Raw genomic sequence first — 26,307 nt, forward strand, 5'->3', positions numbered from 1 at the left:
GGGCGGCATGCATCAGGCAGTGACAATGGACGAGGCCGTGGCGATGATCCCCGACGGGGCGCGCGTCATGCTCTCGGGGTTCATGGGGGTTGGCACCCCGGACGGGTTGGTGCGCGCGCTGGCCGCCGCGGGCAAGAAGGATCTGACGGTGATCGTCAATGATGCCGCCCGGCCGCATCTGGGCGTCGGACCGCTGGTGGCGGCGCGCTGCCTGCGCAAGTTCATTGGCAGCCACATCGGCCTCAACCCCGATGTGCAGGCGCAGATGAAATCGGGCGCGCTGGAGGTGGAGCTTGTGCCGCAGGGCACGCTGGTTGAACGCATCCGCGCGGCGGGCGTCGGCCTTGGCGGGGTGCTCACCCCCACCGGGCTGGGCACCAAGGTGGCCGAGGGCAAGCAGGTCGTTGAGGTCGAGGGCAGACCTTACCTGCTGGAGCCACCATTGCGCGCGGATTTTGCGCTGATCGCGGCGCGCAGTTGCGATTACGTCGGCAACCTGAGTTACATGCTCACCGCGACCAACTTCAATCCGATCATGGCGCTGGCCGGCGATGTGGTAATCGCCGAGCCCGAGGAAATCGTGCCGGTGGGGGTTATCCCGCCCGATGCGGTGAAGACCCCGGGCGCGCTGGTTGATCATGTGATCGGGAGGCACTGAGCATGGAGATCACCGGCATGGACCCAAAAGAGATCATCGCCCGCCGCGTCGCCTCGGAAATCCAGCCGCGCACGCTCGTCAACCTCGGCATCGGCATCCCGACGCTGGTGTCGGATCACCTCGATGAGGGGCTGGGCGTGTTCTTTCAGGCCGAAAACGGGGTGGTCGGCATGGGGCACCGCCCCCCCGAAGGCATGACCGACCGGCATCTCACCGACGCCGGCGGCAGCTTCGTCTCGGCGGTGCCCGGCGCGTCGACCATCGACAGCGCGTTTTCCTTCGGGCTGATCCGCGGAGGGCATCTCGACCTGACGGTGCTGGGCGGGTTGCAGGTGGATCAGCGCGGCTATCTGGCCAACTGGATGATCCCCGGCGTTTACGTGCCGGGCATGGGCGGCGCGATGGATCTGGTCACCGGGGCGAAACGGGTGATCGTGGCGATGATCCACAGCGCCAAGGGCGGGGTGCCGAAAATCGTGCCCGAATGTTCGCTGCCGCTGACGGCCGAGCGGCGCGTCGATCTGATCGTCACCGAAATGGCGGTGATCCGCCCCGAGGACGACGGGCTGCACCTGCTGGAAACCGGCCCCGGGGTGACCGTCGCCGAGGTGCGCGCGGCCACCGCGGCGGATTTGATCGTGCGAGGGGACGTGCCGCAGATGGACCTCTCGCGCTCGTGTTGAGGACGTCTTGGGGGCTCTGCCCCCGTCGCGCGGCGCGCGACTCCCCCGGGATATTGGTGTCTAGTCGAAGCCGGACGCCACTCCCCTTCGTCTAGATGAAAATATCCCCGCCGGAGGCAGGCCCGAGGCGGGGCCGGCACGACGCTTCAGAATTGAGGGCGGACCTTTGGACAGTCCGGGCTAAGCAAAAAGGGCTGTCCCCGCGGGGACAGCCCTTCGAGGCCTCACTTGAAAGCGGCTCAGACCCCGTCAGACCCAGGGGCGGGACTGCGCGGCGGCGCTTTCGAAGCTGTCGATCGCGCCGGCCTTTTCCATGGTCAGGCCGATGTCATCGAGGCCTTCGAGCAGGCAGTGCTTCCGGAAGGGGTCGATTTCAAAGCCAAATTCCTCGCCGTCCGAGGTGGTGACCACTTGGTTTTCCAGATCCACCGTCATGCGGGCGTTGGCGCCCTTCTCGGCGTCCTTCATCAGCACGTCCACGGCCTCTTGCGGCATGACGATGGGCAGCATGCCGTTCTTGAAGCAGTTGTTGTAGAAGATATCGGCGAAGGAGGTGGAGATCACCACCTTGATGCCGAAGTCGGCCAGCGCCCACGGCGCGTGCTCACGCGAGGAACCGCAGCCGAAGTTGTCCCCGGCGACGATGACCTGTGCCTCGCGGTAGGCGGGCTGGTTGAGCACGAACTCGGGGTTCTCGGAACCGTCGTCGAGATAGCGCATCTCGTCGAAGGCGTGCACGCCGAGGCCGGAGCGTTTGATCGTCTTCAGGAACTGCTTGGGGATGATCATGTCGGTGTCGATGTTCACCAGCGGCATGGGCGCCGCGATCCCGGTCAGCTTCTCGAATTTTTCCATCTGTCCCTCCTTGGGGATGAGGCGAAACCCGGGGGCACATTCCATGCACAACTCATGCACATCGCATGCATAGGCTTGGAGGCCCGGCCGGATCCGCCGGAATAGGGGAAGGGGCCCCTGACGGGACCCCGGGATCGCTTAAGCCTCGGCCGGCGCGTCCATCAGGTCGCGCACGTCGGTGAGATGGCCGGTGACCGCCGCCGCCGCCGCCATCGCCGGCGACATCAGGTGGGTGCGTCCGCCCTTGCCCTGACGGCCTTCGAAGTTGCGGTTCGAAGTGGCCGCGCAGCGCTCGCCCGGGGCGAGCTGGTCGGGGTTCATGGCAAGGCACATGGAGCAGCCGGCAAGCCGCCACTCGAAGCCCGCGTCGATGAAGATCTGCGCAAGGCCCTCTTCCTCGGCCTGAGCGCGGACGAGACCCGAGCCGGGCACGACCATGGCGCGCATGCCGTCCTTGATCTTCTTGCCCTTGAGGATCTCGGCCGCGGCGCGCAGGTCCTCGATCCGGCCGTTGGTGCAGGAGCCGATGAACACCGTGTCGATCTTGATGTCGGTCAGCTTCTGCCCGGCCTCGAGACCCATGTACTGCAGCGCGCGCTTGGCCGCTTCGACCTTGCCGCCGGCAAAGCTCTCGGGGGCGGGCACGACGTCGGTGACCGGCAGCACGTCCTCGGGCGAGGTGCCCCAGGTGACCACGGGGGCGATGTCTTCGCCGCGGATGGTGACCACCTTGTCCCAATGCGCGTCGTCGTCCGAGTAGAGCGTCTTCCACCAGTCGAGCGCGGCCTCGAACTGCGCGCCCTTCGGCGCGTGCGGGCGGCCCTTGACGTATTCGAAGGTGGTCTCGTCCGGCGCGATCAGACCGGCGCGGGCGCCGCCCTCGATGGCCATGTTGCAGACCGTCATCCGGCCTTCCATCGACAGATCGCGGATCGCTTCGCCGCAATACTCGATGACGTAGCCAGTGCCGCCGCCGGTGCCGGTGTGGCCGATGACAGAAAGCGTGATGTCCTTGGCGGTGACGCCCGGCGCGAGCTTGCCGGTGATCTCGACCTTCATGTTCTTCGACTTGGACTGGATCAGCGTCTGCGTGGCCAGCACGTGCTCGACCTCCGACGTGCCGATGCCATGCGCCAGCGCGCCGAAGGCGCCGTGCGTGGCGGTGTGGCTGTCACCGCAGACCACGGTCATGCCCGGCAGGGTCCAGCCCTGTTCGGGGCCGACAATGTGCACGATGCCTTGGCGCACGTCGCTGACCGGGTAGTAGTTCACGCCGAACTCGCGGGCGTTCTTGTCGAGGGCGTCGACCTGAATGCGGCTCTCCTCGTTCTCGATGCCGCCTTCGCGGTCGAGCGTGGTCGGCACGTTGTGGTCGGGCACGGCGATGGTGCGCTGCGGCGCGCGCACGGTGCGGCCGGTCATGCGCAGGCCTTCGAAGGCCTGCGGCGAGGTCACCTCGTGCACGAGGTGGCGGTCGATGTAGAGAAGGCAGGTGCCGTCTTCGTCCTGCTGGACGACATGGGCATCCCAGATCTTGTCGTAGAGCGTCTTGCCGGACATGGGGGTCCTCTCGGGGTATGTGTCTTGGAATTTGGCTGGGCTTGGCGCAGGTCGAAAGCCCCTGCGCCGGGGCGGGCTGCAAGACAGCCTTATAGGCGCGCCAGAACCGTGAAGTTCGCGCCGTGGAACCGTTCGCGCAGACGCACGCGGTCGCCGAGGTCAAGAAGCCGAGTCATGCGGCGGGGATACTCCTTTGGTGCGCGCCGATCAACCCATCGCGGACGCCCGCATGGAAAGGATCGGAACTTTCGGCGGGCTCGGGCGTAGTTTTGTTACCGCCGTGGAGGACCCAAGATGACCTTGATGAACGCCATGCACTTGATCCTGATCGCCACGCTGCTCTGGGGGCTGGTGCTGAGCCTGCCGACCGCCGAGACCCAAGGCATCAGCCTGAACCTGCCCAAGCCTTGATGCCACCTCGCCCGGCGCGGAGCGCCAAGCGAAAGGCAAATGACGAAGGCGCAAGAGTTTGATTGGCAAGAGTTTGATCGCCAAGACCTTGAGTGAAACCTGCCGCGATGCCACGCTGCGTGCTTGAGGAGCCCTGAGCGCGCATGAACCCGGAAACCGATCTGCCAGAACCTGACCCGACGCCGTTCGAGGCGTTGCAGGAAACCGGACTGACCCTTCTGGGGCAGATCGACACGCTTCTGGCGATCATGCTGCGTCCGTGGATGTTCTATCAGCTTGGGATTGCGATCGGGCTTTTTGCCTTGGCGCATCTGCTGCGCGCATGGATCGGTCCCAAGCTGCACGATTGGATGCGCGCCCGCGAGGGCTGGCCGAAATGGCAGATGCGCATCCTCATCGTGCTGCACCGGCGGCTGCGGATGATCATTTTCGTTATCCTGATCTGGCACGTGATCGGTATCATGCAGCAGATCACATGGCCGTCCCGAAGCTACCTACTTGAAATCATTGCCCAGCTGTCGAGCGCATGGCTGGTGATTGCGCTGATCACCCGACTGATCGGCAATCCGGCGCTGCGCTCGCTGGTGCGCTACGGCGCGTGGGGCTTCGTGACGATCTGGATTCTCGGGCTGACCGACGAGGCTCAGGCGCTGCTGGAGAGCGCCGCGATCAGCTTTGGCGACTCGAAGCTGTCGCTGTGGCTGATCCTGCAGGCGGTGGTGATCCTGATCGCGCTGGTGGCGCTGGCGCGCTTTTTGACCACGGCGGGGGCGGCGAGCATCCGGCGCAACGAGGGGATCAGCCCTTCGATGCAGGTGCTGGCGGTGAAATTCTTGCAGGTTGCGCTTTATGGCGCGGCCTTTTTCCTAGCGCTGAAACTGGCGGGGGTGGACCTGACGGGTCTTGCGGTGCTCTCGGGGGCGATCGGCGTGGGCCTTGGTTTTGGTTTGCAGAAGGTGGTGTCGAACCTCGTGTCGGGGGTCATCATCCTGCTCGACAAGTCGATCAAGCCGGGCGACGTGATCTCCATCGGCGAGACCTTCGGCTGGATCAACGCGCTGGGCGCGCGCTACGTGTCGATCACCACGCGCGACGGCAAGGAATACCTCATCCCCAACGAGGACATGATCACCGGGCAGGTGGTCAACTGGTCGCATTCGAACGAGCTTGTGCGGGTGGATATCCACTTTGGCACCGCCTATGGCGACGACCCGCATCTGGTGCGCAAGGTGGCGATCGAGGCGGCGCAGAGCGTCAGCCGCGTGTTGAGCCACAAGCCGCCCGTCTGCCATATCACCGGCTTTGGCGACAGTTCGGTCGATTACATCCTGCGGTTCTGGATCATCGACCCGTCGCAGGGGCTGACCAATATCCGCGGCAACGTGTTTCTGGCGCTGTGGGATGCGTTCAAGGAGCACGGCATTTCGATCCCCTTCCCGCAGCGCGAGGTGCGGATGCTGGGCGAGACGCCGGACGCGGCGGACGGGGCGATGACGGAACGTCCCGGCTGACACGCCTGCCGCACTGCGGCATGGTCCGCGCGACACCCAGACGCAGCGGAAAGGGAGAGCCGTCATGTCCTTCGATCCTTCTGAAGAAATCGTCATCCTGAGCGGTGCGCGCACCGCCATCGGCACCTTTGGCGGCGCGCTGAAATCCGTGCCGCCGATCGAGCTTGGCACCGTGGCTGCCAAGGCGGCGCTGGCGCGCGCCGGGGTCGAGGGCGGGCAGATCGGCCAAGTGGTCTTTGGCCATGTGCTGAACACCGAGCCGCGCGACATGTATCTGTCGCGCGTCGCGGCCATGCAGGCGGGCATTCCCGACACCACCCCGGCGATGAACGTCAACCGGCTGTGCGGGTCGGGCGCGCAGGCGGTGGTTTCGGGTGTGCAGGCGCTGATGCTGGGCGACGCGAACTTCGCGCTGGTCGGCGGTGCCGAGAGCATGAGCCGCGCGCCCTACATCATTCCCGATCAGCGCTGGGGCCAGAAGATGGGCGATATCCGCACCGTCGATATGATGCTGGGTGCGCTGAATTGCCCGTTCGGCACCGGCCATATGGGCGTCACCGCCGAAAACGTCGCCAAGGAAAACCACATCTCGCGCGAGGCGCAGGACGCCTTTGCGCTGGAGAGTCAGCAACGCGCCGCCAAGGCGATCGGGGCCGGGCTGTTCCGCGAGCAGATCGCGCCGGTGGAGATCGCCACCCGCCGCGAGACGGTGGTCTTCGACACCGACGAGCATCCCAAGGCAACGACGCTCGAAAAGCTGGCGGGGCTGCGTCCGGCCTTCGACCGCGAAGGATCGGTGACGGCGGGCAACGCCTCGGGGCTTAACGACGGGGCGGCGGCGCTGGTGCTGGCGCGCGGCGAGGCCGCGGCGGCCTCGGGGCTGACACCGAAGGCGCGCGTGCTGGGCTATGCCCACGCCGGGGTGCGGCCCGAGGTCATGGGCATCGGCCCGGTCCCGGCGGTGGAGAACCTGCTGGTGCGCACCGGCCTGTCGCTGGGCGATTTCGACGTGATCGAAAGCAACGAGGCCTTTGCCGCGCAGGCGCTGGCGGTGAACAAGGGGCTTGGGCTGGACCCGGCGAAGGTGAACCCCAATGGCGGGGCCGTCGCGCTTGGCCATCCCATCGGTGCCACCGGCGCGATCCTCGTGGTGAAAGCGCTTTACGAACTGGAGCGCACCGGCGGCCGCAAAGCGCTGATCACCATGTGCATCGGCGGCGGGCAAGGCATCGCGTTGGCCATCGAGCGGGTCTGAGCGGCGAGGGAATGAAAGGCGAGGGGCGCTGCCCCTCGCGCTCCCCGGCGTATTTTCAAAGAGAAGAAGGGGCGGGCGCCGGGCTTGCGGCGGCGAGGCTGTGACCGGGGTGGCGCGGGTCTAGACCTCGGCGCGGGTCCAGAGGCCGGGGTAGAGCACCGGGAAGCCCTGCGCGTCGACGGTGATCTGCGTGCTGTAGCCGGTCTGTGCTGCCTCGTAGGAGACCAGCCCGCCGCGCTCGCGCGTGTAACTCTGGTCGAGCGGATCGAGCCGCGGGCCGGGCAGGCGCAACCACGCGGCACAGACCGGCAGCCGGCCGACCTCGGGCAGACGGCGCAGCGGCATCAGGTTGGTGGCCGGGGTGAAGGCGAAATCGACGTCTGTGCACTTTGCCAGATCGGGCTGCGGCGTGCCGTTGAGCAGCCATGTGCCGTTCTCTCTTAAGAGCCGGCAGCCGACCTCTTCGCCGCCCGATGTGCCGGAGACATCGGCGCTGCGGGTGAGCCAGTCCGGTCCGCAGCGCACAACGTAGTCGAGCGCGGTCCAGCCGGTGCCGTCGCGAAACCGCGCGTGGCCGACCAGCATGTAGCCGTCTTCGTGGCGCGCCAAACGGCATTTGTCTTCGCCGTCGCGGTCGAGCGCGCGCCAGTGCATTGTTGCGAGCGTTTCGGTCATCGGCGCGCCCCGTGGACGCGGCGGCGGGCATGGCGCGCACCGCCAGCCTGTGTCGGGATCCCCTGCTGCATGCGCGTGTCCTCCCCGTCGAATTTCGCTGTACCGCCATGCGGGCGGTCCGGCCTTACCATCGTGCCCCCGCCCCTTCGTAAAGGCAAGCGAGCGTTTTGCATCGGTTTTCTTAAGCCGATGTTCACTCTGGCGCGGGCATGCTGCCGCTGTCGCAGGGGACGTTGGGCATGGAGATCGCGGCACGGCTGGCCGAGGAACGGCGCGCAAGACTGGCGGCGGAGCGTCTGCTTGAACTCAAGCAGGCGGAACTGTTCGCCGCCAACCGCAAGCTGAACCTGCACGCCCGGCAGTTGAGCCACGAGATCACCGAGACCCGCGCCGAGGTGGCCAATGTGCGCGACGAGAATCTGCGGGTGAAGACCCAGCTTGGCGCCGCGCACGAAAAGATCGAGTTGGTCGAGGGGCAGCTTTGGACTGCCCTCGCCTGCATGCGCGACGGCTTCGCCACCTTCAACGCCGAGCGGCGGATGGAACTGGCGAACCCGGCGTGGCTGGCGCTGTTCGACGGGCTCGACACGATCGCGCCGGGGGCGGGCTATGCGCATGTGCTGGACATGATGGTCGAGGAGGGAATCGTCGATCTGCAGGGCGAGCATGGCGACGACTGGCGCGCCCGCATGGCCGCCCGCTGGCAGGCCGACCCGATCCCCACCGAGACCATCCGTATCTACACCGGCCAGTTCCTGCAGTTGCAGGACCGGCATCTGCCCGACGGCGGCGTGGTGACGCTGAGTTTCGACATCACCGAGCTGATGCGCATGTGGTCGGCGCTGGAGGAACTGCCCGACGGCTTTGTCATCTATGATGCCGAAGACCGGCTGCTGATGTGCAACGAAACCTACCGCGCGATCTATCACACCAGCGCCGAGGCGATCCGCCCCGGCGCCAGCTTCGAGGATATCCTGCGCCATGGGCTGGCGCACGGCCAGTACCGTGCGGCCCTTGGTCGCGAGGAGGACTGGCTCGAAGAGCGTCTGAGTGCGCATCGCAGCGACGGGCGTGAGCTTGAGCAGCAACTGGGCGACGGACGCTGGCTGCGGGTCTATGAGCGCCCGCTGTCGGATGGGGGTCGAGTCGGGTTGCGCATCGACATCACCGAGGCCAAACGCATCCAGCAAGAGCTTGAAGAGGCGCGGCAGCGGGCCGAAACCGCGAGCCACGCCAAATCCACCTTCCTTGCCAATATGAGCCATGAGATTCGCACGCCGATGAACGGCGTCGTGGGCATGGCGGCGCTGTTGACGGAAAGCGCGCTGAGCGAGGAGCAGCGGCTCTACGCCGAGACCATCCGCAGCTCGGGCGAGGCGCTGCTGTTGATCATCAACGACATCCTCGACTACTCGAAAATCGAGGCGGACCGCATGGCGCTTTGCCCCGAAGCCTTCGATCTGGAACGGGCGATCCACGAGGTGGCGCTGCTGCTGCAGCCCACGGCGCAGGACAAGGGCGTGGCGCTGCTGGTGGAGTATGATCCGGCCCTGCCACCGGAGTTCATAGGAGATCCCGGGAGAATCCGGCAGATCCTCACCAATCTCGTGGGCAACGCGGTAAAGTTCACCGCCGAGGGCCATGTGGTGATCCGCGTCGGCGGGCGGGTGGAGAACGGGCGGGCGGCGCTGAGCCTGACCGTGGAGGACACCGGGATTGGCATCGCGCGGGACAAGCTCGATCATATCTTCGGCGAGTTCAATCAGGTGGAAGACGCCCGCAACCGTACCTTTGAAGGGACCGGGCTGGGGCTGGCGATCACCCGCAGGCTGGTCGAGATGATGGGTGGCGAGCTCTGGGTGGACAGCGCGCCAGGCGAGGGGGCCTGCTTCGGCCTGCGGCTCGACCTGCCGCTGGCGGCCCCGGGGGCTCCGGTGCAGCCGCCGCTCCCCGCGTTGCCGGAGGGTTTGCGCCGCGCGCTGGTGGTCGTGGCAGGGGCTGAGAGCCGGGCGATCCTGCTGCGGCAGCTGACGGCGCTGGGGCTGGAGACCGCATGGTGCGGCACGGGCGATGCGGCGCTGGACCATGCGCAGCACGATGTGGATCTGGTGATCGCCGAGCAGAGCTTGCCCGGGCTTGGCGGCGTTGATCTGGCGCAGGCGCTGGCGGATGGCGGGCCGCCGGTGCTGTTGCTGTCGCCGCAGCCTGCGACGGTGCCGCCGGGCTCGGGCGCGCTGGCGGTGCTTCAGACCCCCGTGTCACGGCGCAGTCTCGGCGCGGCACTCGGCGCATGGGACGGGGATGGCGCGCGCCGGTCCGTCGCGCCGCCCAAGTCACGCGCGCCCCGGCAGGCCGGGCCCGCCCCGCTCGACCTGCTTCTGGCCGAGGACAACCGCACCAACCAGTTGGTGTTCCGCAAGATGGTCGAGGCGCTGGACCTGCCGCTGCAGCTGCGCTTTGCCTGTGATGGCGCCGAGGCGGTGGGCGAGTTCGAGGCGCGGCGCCCCGATCTCATCTTCATGGATATCTCGATGCCCGGCATGGACGGCAAGGAAGCGACCCGGCGCATCCGCGCGCTCGAAGGCGGCGGGCCGAGGGTGCCGATCATCGCGGTCACGGCGCACGCAATGGCCGGCGACCGCGAGGCGCTTCTGGCCGCCGGGCTCGACGACTATCTGACCAAGCCGCTGCGCAAGCCTGATCTGGCGCGGCTGATCGAGAAATGGTCGGGTGCCGGAGAGGCTCAGCCTGCCGAAGCGTGAGGTCGGATGAACACCGGCGCATCGTCGGTGGAGCGCTCGGCGTCATAGGCGTAGCCGCCAAGATCGAAGTCCCGCAGCCCTTCGGGATCGGTGACGCGGCGGGTGACGATGAAGCGCGCCATCGCGCCGCGGGCGCGCTTGGCGTAGAAGCTGATGACCTTGGGCGCGCCGTCCTTATCCTCGAGAAATTGCGGCGTAATCACCCGCAGCTTCAGCGCCTGCAGGTCGACCGCGCCGAAATACTCCTGACTGGCGCAGTTCACCAGCACGTCGGAGCCGGTGGCCTCGGCCTGCGCGTTCAGCGCCTTGGACAGTTGATCACCCCAGTAGTCATAGAGCGACTTGCCGCGGTCGGTCTTCAGCCGCGAGCCCATTTCCAGCCGGTACGGCTGCATGGCGTCGCGCGGGCGCAGCACCCCGTAGAGGCCCGACAGGATGCGCAGGTGATCCTGCGCATAGTCCATCTCGTCGGGGTCGAGCGAGGCGGCGTCGAGCCCTTGGTAGGTGTCGCCGGCAAAGGCCAGCGCGGCAGGGCGTGTGGCCTCGGCCTCGGGGGTTTCGGCATAGTCGCGGAAGCGGTCGCGGTTGAGTTCGGCAAGCTTGTCCGACAGCCCCATCAGCTTTTTCAGTTCGGCAACGCTCAGGCCGCGCGCGGTTTCTACCAGCCGCATCGCGTCCGCGCCGAAATCCGGCGTGGTCATCTCGGTGTCACGGGGGGCCCAATCCAGCTTCTTTGCGGGCGAAATCACCACGAGCATGCGCGGCACTCCTCGAACAGATCCAGAACTTGGAATCGTTCTAATCGGCTTCCGCGAGAAGGTCCATAAAGGCCGGGCCAAAACGTTCGAAACGGCGCTCTCCGAGGATCCTTTCCAAATCCTCCGGCGCGGGATCGCGCAGACCGGCGATCTTGGCAAGCAGCGAGGCGGAGCAGGAGAGCGGCTTTTCCGTGCCATCCTCGCCGCGCACCAGCCCCGCTTGCGCGCTCATCAGCCGGTCGTAGAGATCGCTGGCGCCGCGCGCCGCGGCGCGCATGCGCTGCGGGTGGGTCTCTTCGGGGGCGCCGCCGGTGATCACCGACAGGAACTCGGCGCCGTAGCGTTCCAGCTTCTTGGCACCGACGCCGCTGATCGCCCCCATCTGGTCGAGGCTCTCGGGGCGGCGTTCGGCCATCTCGATCAGCGTGCGGTCGGGGAAAATCATGTAGGCAGGCAGCGAGGCCGCTTCGGCCAGCGCCCGGCGCTTGGCCTTCAGCGCCGACATCAGCGGCGCGTCTTCCTCGGAGACCAGCGTCTTGACCTGCGGCCGGCGCTGCGCGGCCTTGTCGATCACGTCGCGGCGCAGCTCGATGCTTTCCTCGCCGCGCAGGATCGGGCGCGCGGCCTCGGTCATCACCAGCGCGCCATGCCGCTCGGGATCGGGGCGCACCAGATCGCGGCCCATCATCTGGCGGAAGACGGCCTGCCACTGGCCCTTCTTGAGATCCCGCCCGACACCGAAGGTGGGCAAGCCATCGTGGCCGCGCTGGCGCACCTTGTCGGTTTCATTGCCCAGAAGGATGTCGATGAGATGCCCGGCACCGAAATTCTCACCGGTGCGCAGCGCCGCCGAGAGCGCCTTGCGCACCGCCTCGGTGCCGTCGAACACCTCGGGAGGGCTGTCGCAGAGATCGCAGTTGCCGCAAGGCTCCGCCGCCTCGCCGAAGTAGCGCAGCAGGGTCTGGCGGCGGCATCCCAGCGCCTCAGCCAGACCCAGCAGGGCGTTGAGCCTGCCATGGTCGGCGGCGCGGCGCTCGGGCGGGGCCATGCCCTCGTCAATCTGCGCGCGGCGCAGGCGGATGTCGTCGGCACCGTAGAGGGTGAGCGTCTCGGCAGGCGCGCCATCGCGCCCGGCGCGGCCGATTTCCTGATAATAAGCCTCGATGCTCTTTGGCAGATCGGCGTGGGCGACCCAGCGGATGTCGGGCTTGTCGACGCCCATGCCGAAGGCGACCGTGGCGCAGACGATCAGTCCATCCTCGGTGGCAAAGCGTTCCTCGACGGCGCGGCGCGCCTCGGCTTCCATGCCGCCGTGGTAAAAGCAGGTGGGGTGCCCCTCGTCGGCCAGCGCGCGGGCCAGCCCCTCGGTCTTGGCGCGAGTGCCGCAATAGACGATGCCCGAGCGGCCGCGGCGCGCGGCGGCAAAGCGCAGGATCTGCTGGCGCGGGCTGTCCTTGGGCGCGAAGGCGAGGTGGATGTTGGGCCGGTCGAACCCGCGCAGGAAGGTTTCGGGCTGCTGGCCGTCGAACAGCCGGGTGACGATCTCGGCCTGTGTTTCCTGATCGGCGGTGGCGGTGAAGGCGGCGATGGGCACGTCCAGCGCCCGGCGCAGTTCGCCGATGCGCAGGTAGTCGGGGCGGAAATCATGACCCCACTGGCTGACACAATGCGCCTCGTCCACCGCGATGAGCCCGACTCCGGCCTGCGCCAGCATGCGCTGCGCGCCGCCCGAAGCCAGCCGCTCCGGCGCCAGATAGAGCAGCCGCAGCGAGCCGTCTTCCAGCCCTTGCCAGACCGCGTCGGTCTCTTCTTGCGTGTTGCCGGAGGTCAGCGCGCCGGCGTTCACCCCGGCCTCGCGCAGCCCGCGCACCTGGTCGCGCATCAGCGCGATGAGCGGCGAGATCACCACCGTCAGCCCACCCCGCAGCAGCGCGGGCAGCTGGTAGCACAGCGATTTGCCGCCGCCCGTGGGCATGATCGCCAGCACGTTCTGCCCCTCGGCCACCGCCGCGACGATCTCTCCCTGACCGGGACGAAAGGCGTCGTAGCCGAAAATGTCCTTCAGCAGCGCCTCGGCGGGCGCGGTGTCGCGTGGCATGGGTTGGGGCCTGATTATGTGGTGACTGCTCTAGCAAGCAGACTCTCACACTAAGATTCGGTGAACAAGGCCCCGCGCCCGGTTCCGACGCGGTGTTCGCCTTGGTGGAGGCCGGATTTGCGTATTTGGAAAGAGAAGAAGCCGGCAGCTTCGGCTAGACAAAAATATCCCGGGGGAGGCGCGTAGCGCCGGGGGCAGCGCCCCCTCTTTTATCGCTCGGCCGCGTCTCGTGCGGCGGGGCAGCGCCGCGGGCAGGCGGGGCATCAGTCCGGATCGACCTTGCCGCGCATCGCCTTGACCTCGCCGCGTTCCTTCTTGGCCTTGATGCGGCGGTTCTTGGAGCCGAGGGTGGGCTTGGTGGGGATGCGGCGGCGCGGCTTTTCCAGCGCCTTGCGGATCAGTTCGGCGAGGCGCTCGCGGGCGATCTCGCGGTTGCGGGCCTGGCTGCGGGTGTCTTCGACCTGCAGCACCAGCGCGCCTTCCTTGGTCCAGCGGCGCCCGGCGAGGCGGCGCAGCCGGGCCTTCACCGGACCGGGCAGATTGGGTGAGCGGTCGGCCTCGAAACGCAGTTCGACGGCGCTGGACACCTTGTTGACGTTCTGTCCGCCGGGCCCGGAGGACCGGATGAACTGTTCGGTGATCTCCCAGTCTTCGATCGCGATAGTGTCGGTGATGCGCAGCATGGCCGGGACATTAGCGTGCGCGGCGCGGCTTGCAAGCTGACAGCCGGGGGCCAAGGCCAAAAGCGGGTCAAAAGCAGACGGCCCGCGCCGGGGGCACGGGCCGTTTCTGAAAGGGAAATGGGCCACCCTGCCTGTGGGGTGACCCATTCGAGACGTCAAGGAGGCGGGGCCGGTTAGGTCGCGCCAATTCGGGTTCCTTCACGCCAGGGGTTGCCCTAGCGTACTGCCCTCCGAACTGTTCCGACACCTTTCTCCAATGTTTCTCTAGACACTGGATCACCTCCTTTCAGCTGTTTGAAAAACGCAAGTTCAGCGTGCCATGGAAAGCCGACTCCGCAAAGCATTTTTAGCAGCTCAGGCGAGGGAACGCCCAGAAAGTGCCTTCGAAACGATCACCCGGAACGGCACGAGGGCGAGCAGGGCCAGCGACAGTTTCACCATCCAGTCGGCCACACCCAGCGAGACCCACAGCGGCACGACCGGGCCGGCGCCGAGCAGCGGCAGCGCCTCGTTCGCCCAAGCCACGTCGTTGCCCGGCTCGAGGAAGGTGAAGGCGCCGGAGAAGGCCACCGAGAAGAAGATCGCCGTGTCGAGCGAGCTGCCCACCAGCGTCGAGGCGAGCGGCGCGCGCCACCATGCGCCCGCGCGCAGCCGGTCGAAGATCGCCACGTCCGACAGTTGCGCGGCGAGGAAGGCGGCGCCCGAGGCGATGGCCACGCGCAGCGTCACGGCGGGATAGCTGTAGCCGTCGCCCTGCAGCATCACCTGCGTGCCGATCAGCGAGCAGATCACCCCGGTGACGAAGCCGGCCAGCACCACTTTGCGGGCGGCCTTGGCGCCGTAGATGCGGTTCATAAGGTCGGTGACGAGGAAGGCGATGGGATAGGTGAAGGCCCCCCATGTCAGCCATTGGCCAAAGAGAAACTGCACGAGGATGTTCGAGGCCAGCACGGTGGCGGCCATGGCAAGGATGCCGGGAAGGTAGGAGCGTGTCATGATGGTGACCCGTTTTACAAGGTGGCGGGGAACTCGGCCCACCTGACGGGCGGACGGACGGGGGCTTACTGGTTCAGCGCCTGCGGATCAAGAGATTCCGGCACGTCCACCTCGACGAACTGGGTCTTCTGGAAGAACTTGAAGTTGTCGTCCGAGATCATCGTCAGCCGCAGGCGGCCCGGCGCCGGGCGCCAGACGGCGATGCCTTCGAGGTTGTCGAACTGGAACGCGTTGCTTTCGAACAGCACCTCTTCGCGGCGCACGTGGTCGCCGGAGATGTCGAACCGCCGCACCCGGCTGCGGAAGGCGTAGCCGGTGAATTCGCGTTCGAGCAGGTAGAATTTTCCGTCGGGTCCGATGTCCGCCCCCACCGCCAAAAAGGTGCCGCGCCGGGGCAGCGAGAACGGCTGGCTCCAGCCTGTGCCGTCGAACCGCCAGACCGGGAAGGGCCGTGTGAGCTGGCCCGAGCGTTCGGGCAGGGTCAGTAGGCGTCCCGCGTCGTCGATGGCCAGCGCCTCAAGCCCCGAATTATTCTGCAGATCGGGATAGAAATCTCCCTCGGGCAGCACCCTCGCGGGTAGATCGAAGCGGTCCGAGGCATGAATGCGCGGCGGTCCCTCGAAAGAGACGTAGATGCGCCCGTCGCGGCCAATGGCGAGCCCCTCGGCGTCGTCGATATCGGGGTGGATGCGGCTGCCGGTGTGGTCCAGCAGCTTTTCCACCGGTGTCGCCTCAAGGCCGGTGATCACCCCGTCTTCGCGCTGAAACCGACCCATGACGATACTGCCGCGGTCGCTGATCGCGGTGAAGCTCTGGCCGTCTTCGCTCACCTCAAGCCCCGAGAACCCGCCGAAGCGGTCGTGCGAATTGCTCCATGTGAAGCTCTGGGCGTGGCTGGCGGCGTGACTGCCCGCGGGCGTCTCGGCGCAGGCCGAGACCGCCAGCAGGCTTGTCAGGAAAGCCGCGCGGGCCGCGCTCAGCGCGCGGCGAGGACAGAGGCGCATTGGGCCGGGAGGTCTCCCATGACGAGATCGCGCTTTGGCTTGGGCGTCACCTTCGGCGCGTCGGGATCGGGTTTCGGCGGGTTGAGGATGTTGTTCACCCACGCCTGCGCATCGGCACAGCCGTCACCCGGAGGCGGCGGCGCTTGGTTGACGCAGGATCGGTCGCCGCGCGGGCAGGCCAGACGCACGTGGAAATGGTAGTGATGGCCGTACCACGGGCGGATCTTGCGCAGCCATGCGCGGTCGCCGGTTTCATCGTTGCACATCTGCACCTTGGCGCCGGGGAAGACAAAGATACGGGCGACGCGCGGATCCTGTGCGGCGGCTTTCAGCAAGGCGTGGTGCTGCGGCGTCCAGCTGCTGTTGACATAGGCCCCGGCGGCGCGGCGCATGGAGATCGACGAAATGTTCTCGCGCTGTTGCCGGGTGAGGCTGAGGTTGTCTGCCGGGCGCATCCAGATGTCGGCGTCGAGCCCCATCTGGTGGCTGGCGTGGCCCGAGGTCATCGGGCCGCCGCGCGGCTGGCTGATGTCGCCGATATAAAGGCCGTTCCAGCCGGGCAGCTGCGCCGCCTTGCGCGACAGGTCCTGTAGGTAATCGACCACCTCGGGATGGCCCCAGTTGCGGTTGCGCGACAGCCGCATGGCCTGCCATGTCGGGCCGGTTTCGGGCAGCTGCTGGGCGCCGGCGACGCAGCCCTTTGAATAGGAGCCGAAAGAGGCTGGTTGCAGCGGTGCCGAGACCTGCTGCGCGCCGAACATCTGCTTGGCGCTTTTCGAGGAAATCACGCCGGTGACCTTCGGCAACTGGTCGGTGCTGGTGGCCCGTGGCGCGGGTTTGTCCTCGCCGCAGGCGGCAACCGCCAGGGCAAGGCTGAGGCAAATCAGGGTGCGGATCATTCTGCTCGATCTCCGTCTGGTTTGACCCAGAGTAACAGACCAAGGCCGATTACGAAAAGGAAGATGAGCGGCGTGACGCCGATCCTTTGCGAGCCGCTCAGCGCGGTGGCAGTGCCGATCAGCAGCGGCGCGAGGAAAGAGGTGGCTTTGCCCGAAAGCGCGTAGAGCCCGAAGGCCTCTGTCATCCGTGCCGGGTCGGCCTGCCGCACCATCATGCTGCGCGAGGCCGATTGCAGCACGCCGCCGCCCGCCCCGATCAGCACGCCGAAGAGATAGAAGGCGAGGTCGGGCAGGGCCGAGCCCTCGGCGACCGGCAGGCCGAAGACGCTGGAGCGGTCGACCAGCACGATGGCGACGGCGACCAGCGTCAGCAGCACGATCATCGCGGCGATCACCCGTTTCGGGCCAAAGCGTGTGTCGGCAAAGCCGCCAAGCCACGCAAAGAGCGCGCCGGAGATGATCGCGAGAATGCCAAACACCCCGGTGTCGACAACCGACCAGCCCAGCACGCCCGCCGCGTAGATGCCGCCGAAGGCATACATGCCGTTGAGCGCGTCGCGGTAGAACATCGACGAGCCCAGATAGGCAAAGAGCGACGGGTGCCGCGGCAACCGTCGCAAGGTGTCGCGCAGCTGCGCGAGGCCTCGGCGCACCGCGCCGTGCGGCGCGGCCTCGGCGCGTGGCTCTTTCACCCAAAGGAAAAAGGGCACCATGAAAACCGCGTACCACAGCGCGGTGAGCGGCCCGACGGCGCGGGTGCCCTCGCGCTGCGCCGCATCCAGCCCGAAGGCCGGGTCAAAGCCGAGGAAGGTCTTGCCGGTTTCTGCGCTCTCGGCAAAGAACGCCAGCATCAGCGCCAGCGCGATCAGCCCGCCGAGGTAGCCGAAGGCCCAGCCGTTGCCGGAAATCCGGCCGATTTGCTCTTTTGGTCCGAGGTCGGGCAGCATGGCATTGGTGAAGATTGTCGCGAACTCCATCCCCACCAGCCCCAGCGCGAAGAACAGCAGCGTCAGCGGCAGATTGAAATCGCCGGGCGCGGCGAACCACAGCATCCCGGCGCCAACCACGTAGAGCGCCGAGAACAGCCAGATCCAGCGCAGCCGGTGGCCGCCGCTGTCGGCCATGGCACCCAGCACCGGGGCCAGCAGCGCGATGACCACGCCCGCCGCGCCGATGCCAAAGCCCCACGCCGCCTGCGCGGCGCTGCCGTCGCCCATCAGTTCCTTGACGTAGGGCGCGAAATTGAAGGTGATCAGCAGCGTGTTGTAGGGCTGGCTGGCCCAGTCGAAAAAGAACCAGCCCCAGATCCGCCTGCGCGGCGCGCTCCGTGTCGTCATGCCCGTCTCACCCTTCGCAGTTCGCGCGTATCGTCGCGATGGACCTGTGCCGCGATAGAACAGGGCGGCACAGGGCAAGGCAAGGGCGGGCCGGGCTTAGGCGGCGCTTTCCTCGGCAACGTCGCGCGGTGCCGGGACCGGATCTTGCATGGGCGGCCACGGGCGCTGCGCCTCGGTCTCGATCCAGTGCAAGACCCACTCCGGCAGCGGCGGCGAAACCGTGTCACTGCCCAGAAGCTGCATCACCCGTTCGGGCGCGATCATGCCGCTCGCGGAGGTGACGGCGGCGCGGTAGACCGCGTGGCTGGCGCAGGCGCCATCGCTCTTCCACATGCTTTGTTCGATATAGATGAAACGGTGGTCCCAGCCGATCACCCGGCTGCGCATCTCGATCCGGTCCAGCAGCTTGACCCGCTTGCGGTAGCGCACCGTGGCGCCGGCGATGGCAAACCCCCAGCTTTCGCGCTTCATCAAGGCCAGCAGTCCGCTGCGCCGCGCCATCGGCATGCGTCCCAGATCGTAGAGCGTCAGCACCCGTCCGTTGTTGAGCTCGGCGAACATGTCGAGATCCCACGGCCAGCAGATGTGCCGGGTGATGCTGACATCGCCGGTGGGCAGCGGACGCGACTTTCGGACAAGGAACATCTCTTTGGCGAGGCGGAAGAACGGGTACATTGGGCGCTCCTTTCGGGGCGCAAATGGGCGACAGGGTGACGCGAACGTCAACCACGACCTCGCGGCACTCTTGAGCTTTGCCGCAAGGCTGCCTAGGTCTTGGGAAAGTTCCAATTCGAAAAGGCGCACCCGTATGCAATCGTTGTTCCAGATCCTGATGCTGATCCTTGACGTGATCTGGTTCATCATCATCGCCCATGTGATCATGAGCTGGCTGATCAATTTCCAGGTGCTGAATTTGCGCCAGCCGCTGGTCGCGCAGATCTGGGACGGTCTGAACCGGATTCTCGAGCCCGCCTATTCCGCCATCCGCCGGGTGCTGCCGCCGATGGGCGGGCTTGATCTGGCGCCGCTGGTGGCGCTGATCGGGATCTACGCGATCCGCATCATCCTCTCCAACAACGCCGGATTCTTCTACGGCTTCTAAGCCCGGCAGAGCTTTCAGGCGAAGAAACTAGGGAGGGGGGCGCTGCCCCCCTCGGCGCTTTGCGCCTCACCCCCCGGCGTATTTGCCAAGAGAAGAAGGCTGGGGCGTACCGCTGCTTCTTCTCTTTCAAAATACGCCCGCCGGAGGCGGACCCGCGATCGCGGCCGGGCGCTGCGCTGAGTTCGCGCGGGATGCGTGGTTTTCCGGCCCTTTGCCAGAGACCGTCAGAACCGGTCGAGCAGCCGTTCCAGATACTCGAGCTCTTCCTCGGGGCGTTCGCCCTCGCCCGAGCGGCGGCGAATCTCGTCGAGGAGTTCGCGGGCGCGGCGGTAGACGTCTTCGCCCTGTAGCATGGTCTCGTCGGTGCCGAACTGGCCGTTGCTGCCAGAGTTGCGGCCCAGCGGGTCGCGCTGCTGGCCGGGCTCGCCGCCCTGCGCCATGCCTTGTTGGCCCTGACCCTGCTGCTGTTGCTGCGCCAGCGCCTCGCCGAGATTGCGCATGCCCTCGCGCAGCGCCTCCATCGCCTGCGACTGCTGATCCAGCGCCTCGGCGAACTCTTCCTGCCGCAAAGCTTCTTCGGCGCCGTCCATCGCCTCGTCGGCGCGGCGCAGCGCCTCGCGGGCGGCCTCGCCGGCCTCGGTGCCCGCGCCGGGCAGGTTGCCGCGCTGGCGGTTCAACTCGTCGCGCAGCGCCTGCTGGCGGTCGGCGAGGTTTTCCTCGAGCGTGCCGCCGTCGCCCTGCTGGCTGTTGCCCTGACCTTGGCCCTGACCCTGCCCTTGGCTCTGCTGCTGGCCGGGGCCTTGTTGCTGGCCCTGCTGGCCTTGGCCGGGCTGACCCTGCTGCTGGCCCTGTTGTCCTTGCTGACCCTGCTGGCCTTGTTGCCCCTGTTGGCCCGGGTTGAACTGGTCCTGCAGTTGGCGGAACGCCTCGTCGGACAGGCCTTGCTGGTTGCGGAGGGTCTCGCCGAGTCCTTCCATCGCCTGTTCGCCGGGGCTCTGGCCCTGACCGGGCTGGCCTTGGGTGACCTGCATGTTCTCCATCATCTGCTGCAACTGGCGCAACGCCTCCTGCGCCTCGGCCATGCGGCCCTGTTCCATCAGTTCCTGGATCCGGTCCATCATGCGCTGCAGGTCGTTCTGGCTCATCTCGATCATGTTCTGATCCTGAGCCATCTGCTGCTGATTCTGGTCGGGGTTCTGCTGGGCCTGCCGCGACAGCTGGCGCATATAATCGTCGGTGGCTTCGCGCAGTTCCTGCATCAGCTCGGCGATTTCCTGGTCCGAGGCGCCGTTCTTCATCGCCTCGTTGAGCCGGTCCTGCGCCCGCTGCAGCCGTTCCAGCGCATCGGCAAGATCGCCCTCTTCGAGCAGCAGCGCCAGGTCCCACAGCGCGCCGGCGATCTCGTCCTGCTGTTCGGCAGTCATCCCGCCTGCGGTGAAAGCGTCGAGCCGCCGCTGGATGGTGCGCAGCCGCAGGTAGGGCACCGCCGAGCGGAAGATATCGTCGGGCTGGTAGCTGACGGCGCGGAGGATCTGCGCCACGTCGCGGGCGTTGTCGCGCGTCCAGAGCAGGGCGCGGCGCTGTTCGATCAGCGCGGCGGCCAGCGGGTCAAAGAAACGGCGGCCGGGCAGGGTGATCACCGAGCCGGTGTCGGCGCCGGTCTGCCCCGCCTCGTCGGCGACCTCGAAGGCGATGCGCACCGGTAGGTTGGCCCAAGGGTGCTCGGAGAAATTCTCGATCAGGGTTTCGGTGAACTCGGTGCGGCTGCCGGCGATGGGCATGGGCAGCGGCAGGCTGATCTCGGGTCGGTCCTGCGGAGCGCGGGCGAGGCCGTAGCGGCGGTCGACCTCGTCCAGCGCCAGCTCGATCCGGGCGCTGCCGGAGACCACGCCGTAATCGTCAGACGCGGTGAAGGGGATCTGCGCATCGCCCTCGTAGGAGGATTCGATCTCGCCCTGCTGGGCGACCGCCGGGCGCGTGTCGGGAAACATATTGAGATCCCAGCTGCGGCCGCCGGGGCCGTCGATCACCAGCCGGCCCGATTGCACGACGCTGAATTCCTGTGCGGTTTCCGCCGGGGCCTCGGGATCCGCTGCCGGATCCGGGATGCGCCCCGAGACCGTTTCGGCCACGTCCAGCGCGCCGACCTCGCCGTAGAGGCGCAGGGTGATGCGCGCGCCTTCGGGCACGTCGAGCGCGGCGGAGGTGATGTCGCCCAGATAGACGGACGGAAGGCGGGTGTAGGCGGGCGGCTCCATCCAGCCCTCCCACGTGGGGCCGGAGGCCAGCGCCGCGCCAGAGGGGCCCATGGAGGTGACCGAGCGCATCTGCAGCACCGAGCCGAAGATCAGCGCCACCAGCAGCGCCAGCAGCGCCACATAGCGCAGGGCGAACGGATCAGAGCGGGCGACCCGCAGGTCGGGTTGCACGGCGCGCGCCTCGTCCATGCGGGCGCGCATGCGCGCTTGGTGGGCCTTCCAAAGCGCCTGCGAGCCCGGATCATTGCTGCCGATGGCCGGGGTGTCGAGCGTGGCTTGGATCGGGTTCCCGCGCAGCGTGCCGTCGAGCCGCAGCAATGCCTCTTCGCGGCGCGGCCAGCGCATGCGGCGCACCCCGCGCGAGATCGCCCAGCCACCGGCACCCGCGGCCAGAACGCCTGCCGCCCAGACCCATTCCACCGCGACAAGATCCTGCAGGCCGAGCATCAGCGCGGCCAATGCGACGAAGATCACCGACCAGAGCGGCCAGAAGGCGCGCACAAAGCGTTCCGCCGCCATGCCCCAAAGGGTCAGGCGAAGCGGCCATCTTACCGGCTTGAGGATGTCGGCGGGCGCGCGGTCCCTTGAGGCCATGGTCGTCTCCCGGGGTCTCTCCTGCGGTCCGTTGGCCGCAGGGACCCCGTCAGAGACGGAGGCTTACAACCACTCGGGAAGCGTATCGCGGTTTATGATATCCTCAAAGCTCGGTCTCGGGCGAATGACAGCGAATTGATCTCCATTCACCAGAACCTCGGGGACAAGTGCCCGCGTATTATACTCTGAAGACATGACCGCGCCGTAAGCGCCCGCCGAGCGGAAGGCGACAAGCTCGCCGGGATTGACCGGCGGCATGGTGCGCTCCTTGGCAAAGGTGTCGCCACTTTCGCAGACGGGGCCGACGATGTCGTAGGTGCGTTGCTCGCTCGCCGGAATTGGTTCGATCACCGGCACGATATCATGATGCGCGTCGTACATGGCCGGGCGGATCAGGTCATTCATCGCGGCATCGAGAATCAGGAAGTCGCGGCCTTCGCCGTGCTTGAGGTAGATCACCTGTGACACGAGAATCCCGGCGTTGCCGGCGATCAACCGGCCCGGCTCGATCTCGATTTCGCAGCCCAGATCGCCCAGTTCCTCGCGGATCATGTTGCCGTAGTCGGTGGGCAGCGGCGGTGCCTCGTTGCTACGGGTGTAGGGGATGCCGAGCCCGCCGCCAAGGTCGAGGCGCTGGATGTCATGGCCATCGACGCGCAGCGCGTGGGTCAGATCGGCAACCTTGCGATAGGCGAGGCGGAAGGGTTCGAGATCGGTCAGCTGCGAGCCGATGTGCACGTCGATGCCGACAACCTTCAGCCCCGGCAGCGCCGCGGCGCGGGCATAAACCTCGCGGGCGCGGGCGATCGGGATGCCGAACTTGTTTTCTGATTTGCCGGTGGCGATCTTTGCGTGGGTCTTGGCGTCGACATCGGGATTCACGCGGATGGTCACCGGGGCGGTGACGCCAAGCGCGCTGGCGACCTCCGAGATCACCTCCATCTCCGGCTCGCTCTCGATGTTGAACTGGCGGATGCCACCCTCGAGCGCGGTGCGGATCTCGGAGCGGGTCTTGCCGACGCCGGAAAAGACGATGCGCTCGCCGGGCACGCCAGCGGCCTTGGCGCGGGCGTATTCGCCGCCCGAGACCACGTCCATGCCCGCGCCCGCCTTGGCCAGCGTCTTGAGGATCGCCTGATTGGAAGCGGCCTTCATCGCGTAGCACACCAGATGCGGGCCCCAGCTCAGCGCCTCGTCAAACAGCAGGAAATGCCGCAGCAGCGTGGCGGTGGAGTAGACATAGACCGGGCTGCCGACCTGCGAGATGATCTCGGGCAGGGGCACGTCCTCGGCGTGGAGAATGCCGTTGCGATAGAGGAAATGGTCCATGTCGGTCCCCGGATAACTGCTGCCGCGCTAGGGCTTCAGCGCGGGGATAAAGGATAACCTTTGCGAAGGGAACAGGGGCTGTGGGTGTCGATCACGGTCGGTCCGCGTCTCAGATCGGACGCGAGCGGAACCACAGGTAGAGCGGCAGCCCGCAGCTCACGCCGATAAGGAAGGTGGCGGGAATCGCCAGCAGCGCCAGCCAATTGCGGCGCACCGCGACCTCGGCGAGAATCCAGAGCGTCAGCGTGACCGCGGCAATCACCAGATCCCAGCTGAGCCCGGTCACCGCAGCATTTGCTTGCCATGCGGCAAAGAGCCCTTGCAGAGACCACGCGTTCGCTGAAAGCCAGCCGATGAAATACACCATCGGATGCACCGCGCCCCAAAGCGCCAACGCCAGCCACAGGTGGCGCAGCCTCATGGATAGGCGACGCCCATCTTCACGGTGCCATGCAGGCTGACACCGGGTTCGGGTGTGGTTTCTCGAGGCTCGGGGCGGGTGGGCTCGCCGTCGGCGCCGCAGGCGGCGAGCATGGCGACGAGGCCGAGGGCCAATGCGCTGCGGATAATCATGGTCGTCCTCGTGGTCGTTGCGCGCCCGGATGATCCGGTTATCCGGGCGCGAGCACCATCGCTCAGGACGTCGGGCCGGGCAAGTCGGCTCAGGTGCCGACGCCAACCCGGACCGGGCCACGCCCGGCGGAAACCCCGACGTGCGGTTTCACGCCGCCGGGGCCGATCGAGACGCCGGTGCTCATCCTGGGGCCGCGGTTCGGGTCCTCGCAGGCGGCGAGGAACATGGTCACGGTGATCAGGGTCAGTCCGGCGAGTCGTGTCATCCAAGGGTTTCCTTCCATCGTGCCACCTGCTCGCGCACGCGGGCGGGGGCGGTTCCACCATAGCTCATTCGGCTTGCCACCGAGTTATGCACGCCCAGCACATCGAAGATACCCTCGGAGATTGCATCGTTGACCGATTTCATCTCGTCCAGCGAAAGATCGCTCAGATCGCAGCCTTTTTGTTCAGCCATGGCCACCAGCGCGCCGGTGACGTGGTGGGCATCGCGGAACGGCAGGCCGGTCTCGCGCACCAGCCAGTCGGCCAGATCAGTGGCGGTGGAAAAGCCCGAGGCGGCGGCGGCTTCGAGGTTCTCGACGTTGCCGGTCATGTCGCGGACCATGCCTTCCATCGCGGCCAGCGCCAGCATCAGGTTGTCGGCGGCGTCGAAAACCTGTTCCTTGTCTTCCTGCATGTCCTTCGAATAGGCCAGCGGCAGGCCCTTCATCACCATCAGCAGCGCGACATTGGCGCCGAATATGCGGCCGATCTTGGCGCGGATCAGCTCGGCGGCGTCGGGGTTCTTTTTCTGCGGCATGATCGACGAGCCGGTCGAGAAGCGATCCGACAGGGTGACGAAGCGGAACTGCGCCGAGGACCAGATCACCAGCTCTTCGGCAAAGCGCGACAGGTGCATGGCGCAGATCGAGGCGGCAGAGAGGAATTCCAGCGCGAAATCGCGGTCCGACACGGCGTCGAGCGAGTTGGCCATGGGCCGGTCGAAGCCAAGCGCCTCGGCGGTCATCTGGCGGTCGATCGGGAAGCCGGTGCCGGCCAGTGCCGCCGCGCCAAGCGGCGACTCGTTCATCCGCTTGCGCGCGTCGCGCATCCGCGACAGGTCGCGGGCGAACATCTCGACATAGGCCATCATATGGTGGCCCCAGGTCACCGGCTGCGCGGTCTGCAGGTGGGTGAAGCCCGGCATCACCCAGTCGGCGCCGGCCTCGGCCTGACCCAGCAGCGCCTTCATCAGCGCAAGGATGCCACCCTCGGCGGCGTCGCATTGATCGCGCACCCAGAGGCGGAAGTCGGTGGCCACCTGATCGTTGCGCGAGCGCGCGGTGTGCAGACGGCCCGCCGGTTCGCCGATGATCGCCTTGAGACGCGCCTCGACGTTCATGTGGATGTCTTCGAGCGCGGTGGAGAACTCGAAGTCACCCGCTTCGATCTCTGACAAGACCGTGAGCAGACCTTCCCGGATGGCTTCGGCGTCGCTAGTCTCGACGATGCCTGTGGCGGCGAGCATGGCCGCATGGGCCCTCGAGCCGGCAATATCCTGCGCCGCCAGCCGCTTGTCGAAGCCGATCGAGGCGTTGATCGCCTCCATGATGGCATCGGGTCCTGCGGCGAAACGGCCGCCCCACATCTGGTTCGAGGTCTTGTCCGACATGTGCTGCCTTTCCGGAGGGAAGATGAAAAAACTGGCCTTTGCGATCCTCTATACCGCCGGTGTTGCGCTTGCAAATCCGGCGCTGGCCGACAGCGAGACAGCTGCCGCGTTGCGCGAGGGCGAGATGAAGAAACTGGTCTTCCATTCCGCCCCGAAACCGGCGGGCAGCGAAGGGTTCATCGACTTCGAAGGCAACCCCATGGCGCTGTCCGATCTGAACGGCAAATGGGCGCTGGTGAACTTCTGGGCGACGTGGTGCGCACCTTGCCGCGAAGAGATGCCAGCGCTGTCGGCGCTGCAAGAGGACATGGGCGGCGAGAGTTTCGAGGTGATGACAATCGCCACCGGTCGCAACCCGCCGCCGGCCATGCAGACCTTTTTCGAAGAGATCGGGGTCGACAACCTGCCGCTGCACCGCGACCCGAAGTCCAGGCTGGCGCGGCAGATGGCAGTTTTGGGGCTGCCGGTTTCGGTGATCCTCAACCCCGAAGGCGAGGAAGTGGCGCGACTGACTGGGGATGTGGATTGGGCGTCAGAGAATGCGCGCGCCGTGCTTGCAGCGCTGGTTGATGGCGAAAGCTGAGAAAGCCCTCGGGGCCGGATCAAAAAACAGGGCGGGAAAGCTCCCGCCCTGCTGCACTGATTACCCTAT

General features: G+C 66.9%; 24 protein-coding genes. 7 read left to right on the forward strand and 17 right to left on the reverse strand.

Annotated elements, in window-relative coordinates; translation table 11 throughout:
• Positions 1–7 precede the first annotated feature (7 nt).
• Both ACXAJT_RS15115 and ACXAJT_RS15120 read left to right on the forward strand, forming a co-directional pair.
• A complete protein-coding gene (locus ACXAJT_RS15115; RefSeq protein ID WP_475236527.1) occupies positions 8–658 on the forward strand; it encodes a CoA transferase subunit A in 651 nt (216 codons plus the stop codon).
• Between the two features lie 17 nt (positions 659–675).
• Positions 676–1,341: a 3-oxoacid CoA-transferase subunit B gene (locus ACXAJT_RS15120; protein ID WP_475236943.1), complete on the forward strand. Its 666-nt coding sequence runs from the start codon at positions 676–678 to the stop codon at positions 1,339–1,341.
• 249 nt (positions 1,342–1,590) lie between these two features.
• Here the strand turns inward: ACXAJT_RS15120 and leuD are convergent, their stop codons facing one another.
• On the reverse strand, positions 1,591–2,196 hold the full coding sequence (gene leuD, locus ACXAJT_RS15125; protein WP_475236529.1) for a 3-isopropylmalate dehydratase small subunit: 606 nt from the start codon (positions 2,194–2,196) through the stop codon (positions 1,591–1,593).
• A gap of 138 nt (positions 2,197–2,334) precedes the next feature.
• Entirely contained in the window at positions 2,335–3,756 is a 1,422-nt protein-coding gene (gene leuC, locus ACXAJT_RS15130; RefSeq protein ID WP_475236531.1) for a 3-isopropylmalate dehydratase large subunit, read from the reverse strand.
• A 554-nt stretch (positions 3,757–4,310) separates the two neighbouring features.
• Between leuC and ACXAJT_RS15135 the strand changes: the two genes are divergently transcribed.
• Positions 4,311–5,678 (forward strand): mechanosensitive ion channel family protein, encoded by a 1,368-nt coding sequence (locus ACXAJT_RS15135; protein WP_475236533.1) that lies wholly within the window; start codon positions 4,311–4,313, stop codon positions 5,676–5,678.
• 64 nt (positions 5,679–5,742) lie between these two features.
• Positions 5,743–6,933 (forward strand): acetyl-CoA C-acyltransferase family protein, encoded by a 1,191-nt coding sequence (locus ACXAJT_RS15140; RefSeq protein ID WP_475236534.1) that lies wholly within the window; start codon positions 5,743–5,745, stop codon positions 6,931–6,933.
• A gap of 120 nt (positions 6,934–7,053) precedes the next feature.
• Here the strand turns inward: ACXAJT_RS15140 and ACXAJT_RS15145 are convergent, their stop codons facing one another.
• Entirely contained in the window at positions 7,054–7,608 is a 555-nt protein-coding gene (locus tag ACXAJT_RS15145) for a putative glycolipid-binding domain-containing protein (RefSeq protein ID WP_475236535.1), read from the reverse strand.
• A 239-nt stretch (positions 7,609–7,847) separates the two neighbouring features.
• Here ACXAJT_RS15145 and ACXAJT_RS15150 point away from each other — a divergent pair, with 239 nt between their 5' ends.
• Positions 7,848–10,370 carry a hybrid sensor histidine kinase/response regulator gene (locus ACXAJT_RS15150; RefSeq protein WP_475236944.1) on the forward strand — a complete coding sequence of 841 codons (2,523 nt, stop codon included), beginning with the start codon at positions 7,848–7,850 and terminating at the stop codon, positions 10,368–10,370.
• On the opposite strand, the gene yaaA is transcribed toward ACXAJT_RS15150, so the two are convergent.
• The 8 genes from yaaA to ACXAJT_RS15190 all read right to left on the reverse strand — a co-directional run bounded on the left by yaaA (position 10,352) and on the right by ACXAJT_RS15190 (position 18,820).
• Positions 10,352–11,128 (reverse strand): peroxide stress protein YaaA, encoded by a 777-nt coding sequence (yaaA, locus tag ACXAJT_RS15155; RefSeq protein ID WP_475236536.1) that lies wholly within the window; start codon positions 11,126–11,128, stop codon positions 10,352–10,354. The genes ACXAJT_RS15150 and yaaA overlap by 19 nt on opposite strands.
• Positions 11,129–11,168: 40 nt before the next feature.
• A complete protein-coding gene (recQ, locus tag ACXAJT_RS15160) occupies positions 11,169–13,226 on the reverse strand; it encodes a DNA helicase RecQ (protein ID WP_475236537.1) in 2,058 nt (685 codons plus the stop codon).
• A 263-nt stretch (positions 13,227–13,489) separates the two neighbouring features.
• Positions 13,490–13,909, reverse strand: coding sequence for an alternative ribosome rescue aminoacyl-tRNA hydrolase ArfB (gene arfB / locus ACXAJT_RS15165; protein WP_475236538.1), 420 nt, complete (start codon positions 13,907–13,909; stop codon positions 13,490–13,492).
• A gap of 354 nt (positions 13,910–14,263) precedes the next feature.
• Positions 14,264–14,905 carry a queuosine precursor transporter gene (locus ACXAJT_RS15170; RefSeq protein ID WP_475236539.1) on the reverse strand — a complete coding sequence of 214 codons (642 nt, stop codon included), beginning with the start codon at positions 14,903–14,905 and terminating at the stop codon, positions 14,264–14,266.
• A 65-nt stretch (positions 14,906–14,970) separates the two neighbouring features.
• Entirely contained in the window at positions 14,971–15,909 is a 939-nt protein-coding gene (locus tag ACXAJT_RS15175; RefSeq protein ID WP_475236540.1) for an esterase-like activity of phytase family protein, read from the reverse strand.
• Positions 15,882–16,808, reverse strand: a complete 927-nt coding sequence (gene mepA / locus ACXAJT_RS15180; RefSeq protein ID WP_475236541.1) for a penicillin-insensitive murein endopeptidase — start codon at positions 16,806–16,808, stop codon at positions 15,882–15,884. The genes ACXAJT_RS15175 and mepA overlap by 28 nt, the downstream gene beginning before the upstream one ends.
• On the reverse strand, positions 16,805–18,208 hold the full coding sequence (locus ACXAJT_RS15185; RefSeq protein WP_475236946.1) for an MFS transporter: 1,404 nt from the start codon (positions 18,206–18,208) through the stop codon (positions 16,805–16,807). The genes mepA and ACXAJT_RS15185 overlap by 4 nt, the downstream gene beginning before the upstream one ends.
• Before the next feature lie 33 nt (positions 18,209–18,241).
• Entirely contained in the window at positions 18,242–18,820 is a 579-nt protein-coding gene (locus tag ACXAJT_RS15190; protein WP_475236542.1) for an acyl-CoA thioesterase, read from the reverse strand.
• Between the two features lie 133 nt (positions 18,821–18,953).
• Here ACXAJT_RS15190 and ACXAJT_RS15195 point away from each other — a divergent pair, with 133 nt between their 5' ends.
• Positions 18,954–19,247: a YggT family protein gene (locus tag ACXAJT_RS15195; protein ID WP_475236544.1), complete on the forward strand. Its 294-nt coding sequence runs from the start codon at positions 18,954–18,956 to the stop codon at positions 19,245–19,247.
• Between the two features lie 224 nt (positions 19,248–19,471).
• Here the strand turns inward: ACXAJT_RS15195 and ACXAJT_RS15200 are convergent, their stop codons facing one another.
• From ACXAJT_RS15200 to argH, 6 genes are all read right to left on the reverse strand, one after another.
• Positions 19,472–22,099: a TIGR02302 family protein gene (locus ACXAJT_RS15200; RefSeq protein WP_475236546.1), complete on the reverse strand. Its 2,628-nt coding sequence runs from the start codon at positions 22,097–22,099 to the stop codon at positions 19,472–19,474.
• A gap of 63 nt (positions 22,100–22,162) precedes the next feature.
• On the reverse strand, positions 22,163–23,428 hold the full coding sequence (gene lysA / locus ACXAJT_RS15205) for a diaminopimelate decarboxylase (protein ID WP_475236547.1): 1,266 nt from the start codon (positions 23,426–23,428) through the stop codon (positions 22,163–22,165).
• A gap of 109 nt (positions 23,429–23,537) precedes the next feature.
• Positions 23,538–23,849, reverse strand: coding sequence for a DUF2834 domain-containing protein (locus ACXAJT_RS15210; RefSeq protein WP_475236549.1), 312 nt, complete (start codon positions 23,847–23,849; stop codon positions 23,538–23,540).
• A complete protein-coding gene (locus ACXAJT_RS15215; RefSeq protein ID WP_475236551.1) occupies positions 23,846–24,001 on the reverse strand; it encodes an argininosuccinate lyase in 156 nt (51 codons plus the stop codon). Before ACXAJT_RS15215 ends, ACXAJT_RS15210 begins: the two co-directional genes overlap by 4 nt.
• Positions 24,002–24,090: 89 nt before the next feature.
• On the reverse strand, positions 24,091–24,267 hold the full coding sequence (locus tag ACXAJT_RS15220; RefSeq protein WP_475236552.1) for a hypothetical protein: 177 nt from the start codon (positions 24,265–24,267) through the stop codon (positions 24,091–24,093).
• On the reverse strand, positions 24,264–25,655 hold the full coding sequence (gene argH, locus ACXAJT_RS15225) for an argininosuccinate lyase (RefSeq protein WP_475236554.1): 1,392 nt from the start codon (positions 25,653–25,655) through the stop codon (positions 24,264–24,266). Before argH ends, ACXAJT_RS15220 begins: the two co-directional genes overlap by 4 nt.
• 22 nt (positions 25,656–25,677) lie before the next feature.
• Between argH and ACXAJT_RS15230 the strand changes: the two genes are divergently transcribed.
• The gene (locus ACXAJT_RS15230; protein WP_475236555.1) at positions 25,678–26,238 is read left to right on the forward strand and encodes a TlpA family protein disulfide reductase; all 561 of its coding nucleotides are present in this window, start codon (positions 25,678–25,680) and stop codon (positions 26,236–26,238) included.
• Positions 26,239–26,307: the final 69 nt, after the last annotated feature.

The organism is Salipiger sp. ABF4_146, from assembly GCF_056161345.1.